A 7063-nucleotide genomic window follows, 5' to 3' on the forward strand; every position below is an offset into this window, starting at 1 on the left:
GGGACGGCCGCGACCCCGGCAGCCGTCACGTTCGGCAGTGCCAGCCCGGCCCCGATCCCGGTCACGACCAGCCCGGGCACGAGCGCCGTCCAGCCCGACTCCGCCGTGAGGAACGCCTGCGCGAAGCCGCCGGCCCCGATCAGCGCGAGCCCGCCCCCGACCGTCCAGCGCGGTGAGACGCCGTGCAGCAGCCGTCCCGCCAGCAGCGACGTCGCGAACGACACCGCCGGCAGCGGCAGGATCACCAGGCCCGCCTCCATCGGGGACAGGCCGAGCACCGTCCGCAGCCACAGCGTCGTGTCGATCAGCACCGCGAACGCCGCCCCCGACATCGCCAGCGACCCGATCATCACCCCGACGAACCCCGGCCGCCGGAGCAGCCGCAGGTCGAGCGTCGGATAGGCGGTCCGCCGCTGGACGGCCGCGAAGGCCGCGACCGCCACCCCCGCGACCGCCACCGACGTCCACAGCTCGCCGCCGCCGCGCGTCAGCCCGAAGGTGAGCGCGCCCGCCGCGACCGCGAACAGCGCGATGCCGGGGACGTCCAGCCGGTGCGCGCCCGGATCCCGCGACTCGCGCACCCTCCGCACCGTCACCGCGATCGCGACGGCGCTGACCGGCAGATTCACCAGGAAGATCCACCGCCAGCCGAGATGCTGCGTGAGCACCCCGCCGAGGATCGGCCCGATCCCGGACGCCGCCCCGCTCACCGCGCCCCACACGCCGAACGCCGTGCTGCGCTCGCGCCCCTCGTAGGACGCGGCGATCAGCGCCACCGTCGTCGCGAACATCGCCGCCGCCCCCGCGCCCTGCGCCGCGCGCGCCGCGACCAGCGTCGCCGCGTCCGGCGCGAGCCCGCAGGCCAGCGAGGACGCCGCGAACACCACCAGCCCGGCCAGGTACAGCCGCCGCCGCCCGATCCGGTCGGCGAGCGTCCCCGCGCCCATCAGCAGCGCCGCGAGCGCGAGCGCGTAGACGTCCATCACCCACTGCAGGGCCCCGAACTCCGTGCCGAGCCCGCGCGCCATGTCGGGCAGCGCCACCGTCACGATGTTCACGTCCACCAGCAGCATGAACGTGCCGAGGCACACCGCCGTCAGCGGTCCCCACCTGCCCATATCCGGTCCTTCCGAGTCGCTCCGTCGAACACCCGGACTCTCGGCCGCCGCCCCGGCGTGACGCCACACAAGGCCACGGAACAGAGCAGATCTCGACATCTCCTACTCTGCTGTGGTGGATATCGACGATCTCGACCGGCAACTCGTCCATGCGCTGCAACTCGACGGCCGCGCGCCGTTCAACCGGATCGCCGAGGTCCTGGACGTCTCCGACCAGACCGTCGCCCGCCGCTACCGTCGCCTGCGCTCGGCCGACCTGCTGCGCGTCGTCGCCGTCCCGCCCGCCGGATACCTCGCCCACGGCCGCTGGATGCTCCGCCTGCGCTGCGCCCCCGGCGCCGCGCTGCCCGTGGCCGAGGCGCTGGCCCGCCGCACCGACACGGCCTGGGTCCAGCTCGTGTCCGGGGGGACGGAGGTGCAGTGCATCACCCGCGCCGCGACCCCGGACGAAGCCGAACGACTCCTCCTGGACAAGCTCCCGAACACCAGCCGCATCGTGGACGTCGCGGCGCACTCGGTGCTGCACGTCTTCTACGGCTCACCCAGCCCGATCCGCCTGCTGGACGCTCTGACCCCCGAACAGGCCGCCGCGCTCAACCCGCATCCCGAGTTCGCCGCCGACCCCGCCGACATCCCGCAGTGCTCCCCGGACGACCGTCCCCTCCTGGACGTCCTCGCCCGCGACGGACGCACCGCCCTGCCCGACCTCGCCGCCGCGACCGGCTGGTCCGCCTCCACCGTCCGCCGCCGCGTCGACCACCTTCGCTCGCTCGGCGCGCTCCACTTCTACGCCGAGTTCGATCTGCGGCTCGTCGGCCTGAACCACGGCGCGCGCCTGTGGATGACGGCCGCCCCGTCCGACCTCGACGCCGCCGGACGGGCCCTCGCGTCCCACCCCGAGGTGGTGTTCGCCGCCGCCACCACCGGCGCGACCAACCTGGCCGCCAGCGTCCTCTGCCGCGACGCCCACGACCTCTACCGCTACCTCACCGACCGCGCCGCCGCGCTCCCGGGCGTGGCCCGCGTCGAGACGACCCCGATCATCCGCGACGTCAAGCGCCTGGGCCGCGTCCTGCCGCGAGGCTGAGTACCCCTCTGAGTACGCGGACGGTGGGCGAAGGACGCCGCCTTGGGGGATCTTGGAAGCATGCGCCCCGCGACCTCCCACCGCCCCGTCCGCGCCCTCGTCCTGGCCCGCGTCCTGCTCGGCCTGCAAGCCCTGGGCATGGCCGTCCCGGCGGTCTACCTGGTGCTGGCGACCTCCAAGGACGTGAGCTCCCCGGACAAGCTGACCGCGGAGCTCGCGAAGGTGGTCGCGGTCCTCGGATTCGGTCTGGGCGTGGTCGCCCTGGCCGTCGCGCTCTGCGCCTGGAAACTGGCGGCCGGGCGGGGCGTCCGGATCACGACGGTGGTCCTCGAAACGCTGATCGCCGTGGTCTGCCTTCCGCAGAGCCTGGCCGCCTACGACCGCCCGGTCCCGTTCGCCTTTCCCGCGATGGTCTTCCTCGCGACGGCCATCGCGCTCCTGGTGGTCTTCAACCTGGACGTCAGCGGTCGACGGTGACCACGATCTTGCCGACCTGGTTGTTCGCGGCCATGTGCCGGTGCGCCTCGACGATGTCCGCCAGCTCGAACGTCCGGTCCACGACGGGACGGAACGCGCCCGATCGCAGCCCCGAGTTCACGTAGGCGACGGCCCGCCGCATCCGCTCCGGGTCGCGGGACGTCTCGCGCATCGTGAACGACCGCATGTCCACCGCCGGCATCCCCAGGTCGAACCCCGGGAACGGCGTCGGCTGCCCGCTGAGCATCCCGTACTCGATCAGCTTCCCGCCCGGAGCGACGACCTTCATCAGGTCGAGCACGCCCGGACCGGCGACGGCGTCGAAGACGAACTCCGCGCCCCGCCCGCCGGTCAGCTCGCGGACGCGCTCTACCATGTCCTCGGTGTCGGTCACGACCACGTGCGCCGCGCCGTGCTCGAGCAGCGCCTCCTTCTTGCTCTCGCCGCGGGTCAGCGCGATCGCCGTCGCGCCCGTCCGCTCGGCGACCTGCAGCGCCGCGAGCCCCACACTGCTGGACGCGGCGTTCAGCACGACCGTGTCCCCGGGACGCATGCCGCCCACCTCGACCAGCCCGCCGTACGCGGTGACGTAGGGCATCCACACGGCCGCGCCGTCGATCACGCTCACGTACTCGGGCCGGTGCAGCACCGCGTGCGCGGGCACGATCGCCTGCTCGCCGTAGATCCCGTAGTCGTTCTGCGAGAACGCGGGGACCGTGCTGATCGGATCGCCGGTCTTGAAACCCTCGACCCCGTCCCCGACGGCCTCCACCACACCCGCGGCCTCGTAGCCGAGCTTCCCCGGGAAGCGCTTCACCGGCTCGATGTACCGCCCCTCGCGGAACAGCGCCTCGGCCCGGTTGAGCCCGATGGCGTCCACCCGGATCCGGATCTCGCCGGGCCCCGGGTCGCCGACCTCGACGTCCTCCACCCGCATCACCTCGGGGCCGCCGAGCTCGTGGAACAACACCGTCCTGGCCATCGTGGACCGTCCTTCGTTCGTCTCGTCCGTCCGACGGTGATCAGTGAACGCCTAAGTTCGATGGATGTCAAACTTCGATCGCTGTCGTACGATGGACCGCATGGACGACCGCACCCCGCCCCACCCGTCCGTCCGGGACGTCACGCTCCAGCAGATCCTCGAGGCCCTCGTCGACCCGGTGCGCCGCGGCATCGTCACCCGCCTCTGGGACTCCGACACCGCCATCAAGTGCGGCGGCTTCGACCTCACGGTCAGCAAGTCGACCGCCACCCACCACTTCAACGTCCTGCGCGAAGCGGGCCTGATCAGGCAGCACTACGCGGGCACCGCCCGCATGAACACCCTCCGCCGCGAAGAACTGGAGGAGTCCTTCCCCGGCCTCCTCGAAGCCATCGTCACCGCCGCCCACCGCGAAGAATGACCCCCGAGCGTGCGCGCGACCGCGGACACCGGCGCAATCGCCGGACGGCTGACATGCTGGTGGCGTGGCTGGTGCTCGGCGTCCCGAGTGGACGGACGACTGCTGCGTGATCTGTCCGGCGCAGAAGCTCGCTCTGGGGGAGTTCGACGTCGTCGGCAAGCCCGGCGCTCGCTACGACTTCGACCGCGAACGCGGTCACCGCGTCGACACCGTCACCGGCCACCCGGTATGCGTACACCCCTTCCGAGTCGGCTTGGAACCAGCGCCCTACGCGTCCGCAGCAGACGGCTGGCCCGACCCGGCAGCCCCGCCACCCGATCCGCTTGATCCCGCGCAAGCACCCCGTCCGGCCGGCGCACCGCGCGGCGTGTTCATCCCCACGCCAGACCAGCTTGAGTTACCAGAGCTCGTGGACGACCTGGAGGGCTGGCTTGTGGCGATGCTACGCACGGCCCCAGAAGACGCATTGGCCTCCGCCTTGGATCAGGCAGAGACCATCGCCGCCCAGCGCTTCAGCGGCGCCCAGATAGTCGAGGCCCTCCGCCGAGTACTCGCCACCGAGCGGTAGGACGCCAAGTCGATCTGCCTGGCACCGAGCGCCTTACCTGCGCCAAGCCGGACGCGGCTTGCTCACGCGGTGCTGTCCTCGCTGAGGGTTGCGCGGAGTGAGGCCCAGCCGTCTCGGTCGAGCGTTAGGACTGGATCGGTGGGTGCCTTGGAGTCGCGGATGGCCATCCGTGCGTGGGGCAGGCGCGCTACTTCAACGCAGTTGAACTCCTCGTCACTGCGGGAGGACTTGCGCCAGGTGAGGTCGTTATCGTGCGTCACAGATCTTCAACTCCCTTGTAGGGCGATGATTCTCGCGATCAATGCAATCGACCGGTCAGGGGGAAGCGAGGTCTTCCTCAGCGTATCCACGCTTGCAACGAATTCCGCAACCTCAGGTGCTGAATCCACGAAACTGATGGATCTCTTGCCGCCTTGGTGCACGAGGGGGTTGGCGCGGTCGAAATCCAAGATCGTGAAGGGGCCCGCGAGGGCGGAGTGTGCGCCCACGTCGAGCGGGATCACACGGATTTCGATGTTCGGCTTCCGCGCTAGTCGCTGCAGGTGGTGAAGCTGCTCGGTCATGGCCTGCCGTCCGCCGACCGGACGGCGGAGCGCGGCCTCGTCGATCAGTGCGAGGAGCTTCGGCGGCTGCGGACGGCTGAGGATCGCCTGCCTGCCCAAACGCGTCGCGACCCTTGTCTCGATCTCCAAGGGAGGGACGCCGGACGCCAGCATGAGGGCGCGTGCGTACTCGGGGATCTGCAACAACCCCGGGACGAGTGAGATCTCAACGTTCGTGATGCGGATCGCCTGCGCCTCGAATCCGATCAGCGCCTTGAGTGGTGTGGGATAGATGCTGTCGCCGGGCTCCCACCAGCCGGGCATCTCCGCGTCCCGCGCGAGAGCGAGCAGGCGTTCGCGCTCACCGCCCACCACGCCGTACGCGCCGAGAACCGTCGCGACCTCCTCGGCCGTCGCCACCCGCAAGCCGTTCTCCGTGCGGTTGAGGGTAGCCGCCGTCCAGCCGATGCGCTCGGCCGCTGCCCGGGTGCTGAGTCCAAGGTTGTTGCGCAACGCGAGAAGCTCGGCACCGAGCGTTCTGCCGCGAGCGGTCGCTGCTTTCCTGGGCATCGCAGCCTCCTCGTCGTGTCGTCGCGACGACCGGGGTGTTTCCAGTACTGCAACTCGTTGCCCGAGCGGGCACGAGATGGAAGCGTTAAGCAACGAAGCTACTACGTACTGTGATCATCCGATGGTGTTCGCACCGAATCACGCGTGATGACCACATGACCCAGATGAGCGAGGTGGAGCGCGATGCGGAGAAGCGGGATCGGGAGGACGGTAGCGGGGCGGATGATGGTGGAGCCGGGGATCGCGACGATCGGGGTCGGGCCGTGGACGGCTCGGGCGTGGCGGCTGCATCCGGGACGGGCGGAGCGGCGGGCGCGGGAGATCGTCCGGGGCGTGCTCGTCCGGGCCGGCGTCGGGGAGGACGGCGTGAACGACCTGGAACTCGTCGCCGCCGAACTCGCCGCCAACGGCGTCCAGCACGCCGAGCCGCCGCTGGAACTGCGCGTCCTGTTCGCGGGGTCGTCGCGCCGTCCCGTCTGGTGCGAGATCGCGGACGCCGACCCGTTCCTCGGCCGCGTCCCCGACCTCCTGCGACCGCCGCCCGTCCTGGACGACAGTGACCTCGACGCGCTCATCGACAGCCTGGGCACGGACGGCCGGGGCCTCACCATGGTCCACGCCCTCACCACAGGCCACTGCGCCGTCTACCCGACCACGACCTTCTCCCGCTTCGGAATAGGCAAGGCCATTGGCTTCTCCCTCCTCTGACCCGCCCGGTGGCCCGCCGTCGCTCAGAGGCTCGCAGGCCGTTACGGCACCCGGCTGAAGGGTGTCCGGCGTGCGCGGGTTCGATGGCCCTCGCGCCGTGGACCTTCCTTTCAGCGCACCTCTGGTTGAGATTGACTACCGGTTGTTACGAGCCGCGCAGCGAAATTGGGGCGGAGGCCATCAAGGTGTTCGGATTGAACCGCGAATCGCTGCCGCGCGGGCGCTCGGCCGCCTTCCATGTTCGCCGCGCCGTTCTCCGGGACGCCCTGGCCCGGGGCGCGGCGGACGAGCACGAGGAGATGGCGGTCTGTCTCCGTGCTCTCGCTGAGCAGCCGTTCGCGGACGTGCTGTACGCGATGGTCGACGCGGCCGAGCGTCCCGGGGCTGTGGAAGTGCTGGGCCGGGACGTGGTCGAGATGCTGAAGCGGCCGGAGGTGCTGCGGCTGGTTTGGCCGCACTGAGACCTAGTGCCAGCCTCGAAGTGGCCTCAGCCACGCGCGCGAACGCGTTACCTGCCCGGTGGAGCGAAGCCGGAGGCGAGCGCAACCGGGCAGATCGCGAAGCGATGCCGCGTTCGCCCAGGCGCGGTC

Annotated in this window: 10 protein-coding genes; 6 read left to right on the plus strand and 4 right to left on the minus strand. The window is 71.0% G+C overall.

What is annotated here, in order from left to right:
• Positions 1-1118: MFS transporter (locus AB0J52_RS21190; protein ID WP_500183405.1), on the minus strand; the 1118-nt coding region annotated here is incomplete at its 3' end.
• Between the two features lie 115 nt (positions 1119-1233).
• Between AB0J52_RS21190 and AB0J52_RS21195 the strand changes: the two genes are divergently transcribed.
• Both AB0J52_RS21195 and AB0J52_RS21200 read left to right on the plus strand, forming a co-directional pair.
• Complete coding sequence (locus tag AB0J52_RS21195) at positions 1234-2205, plus strand: Lrp/AsnC family transcriptional regulator (protein WP_500183407.1); 972 nt, start codon at positions 1234-1236, stop codon at positions 2203-2205.
• A gap of 60 nt (positions 2206-2265) precedes the next feature.
• Entirely contained in the window at positions 2266-2682 is a 417-nt protein-coding gene (locus AB0J52_RS21200) for a hypothetical protein (RefSeq protein WP_500183409.1), read from the plus strand.
• On the opposite strand, the gene AB0J52_RS21205 is transcribed toward AB0J52_RS21200, so the two are convergent.
• Complete coding sequence (locus tag AB0J52_RS21205; RefSeq protein ID WP_500183411.1) at positions 2666-3664, minus strand: zinc-dependent alcohol dehydrogenase family protein; 999 nt, start codon at positions 3662-3664, stop codon at positions 2666-2668. The genes AB0J52_RS21200 and AB0J52_RS21205 overlap by 17 nt on opposite strands.
• 100 nt (positions 3665-3764) lie before the next feature.
• Here AB0J52_RS21205 and AB0J52_RS21210 point away from each other — a divergent pair, with 100 nt between their 5' ends.
• Entirely contained in the window at positions 3765-4085 is a 321-nt protein-coding gene (locus AB0J52_RS21210; protein ID WP_500183412.1) for an ArsR/SmtB family transcription factor, read from the plus strand.
• A gap of 106 nt (positions 4086-4191) precedes the next feature.
• Positions 4192-4653, plus strand: coding sequence for a hypothetical protein (locus tag AB0J52_RS21215; RefSeq protein WP_500183413.1), 462 nt, complete (start codon positions 4192-4194; stop codon positions 4651-4653).
• 62 nt (positions 4654-4715) lie between these two features.
• Here AB0J52_RS21215 and AB0J52_RS21220 read toward each other — a convergent pair whose 3' ends face one another.
• Positions 4716-4913, minus strand: a complete 198-nt coding sequence (locus tag AB0J52_RS21220) for a DUF397 domain-containing protein (protein WP_500183414.1) — start codon at positions 4911-4913, stop codon at positions 4716-4718.
• A 6-nt stretch (positions 4914-4919) separates the two neighbouring features.
• The gene (locus AB0J52_RS21225; RefSeq protein WP_500183416.1) at positions 4920-5765 is read right to left on the minus strand and encodes a helix-turn-helix domain-containing protein; all 846 of its coding nucleotides are present in this window, start codon (positions 5763-5765) and stop codon (positions 4920-4922) included.
• 222 nt (positions 5766-5987) lie between these two features.
• Between AB0J52_RS21225 and AB0J52_RS21230 the strand changes: the two genes are divergently transcribed.
• Complete coding sequence (locus tag AB0J52_RS21230) at positions 5988-6473, plus strand: ATP-binding protein (RefSeq protein WP_500183417.1); 486 nt, start codon at positions 5988-5990, stop codon at positions 6471-6473.
• Positions 6474-6667: 194 nt separating this feature from the next.
• The gene (locus AB0J52_RS21235; RefSeq protein ID WP_500183419.1) at positions 6668-6934 is read left to right on the plus strand and encodes a hypothetical protein; all 267 of its coding nucleotides are present in this window, start codon (positions 6668-6670) and stop codon (positions 6932-6934) included.
• The last annotated feature ends 129 nt before the right edge of the window (positions 6935-7063 follow it).

The organism is Spirillospora sp. NPDC049652 (genome assembly GCF_040675125.1).
Lineage (GTDB): Bacteria > Actinomycetota > Actinomycetes > Streptosporangiales > Streptosporangiaceae > Spirillospora.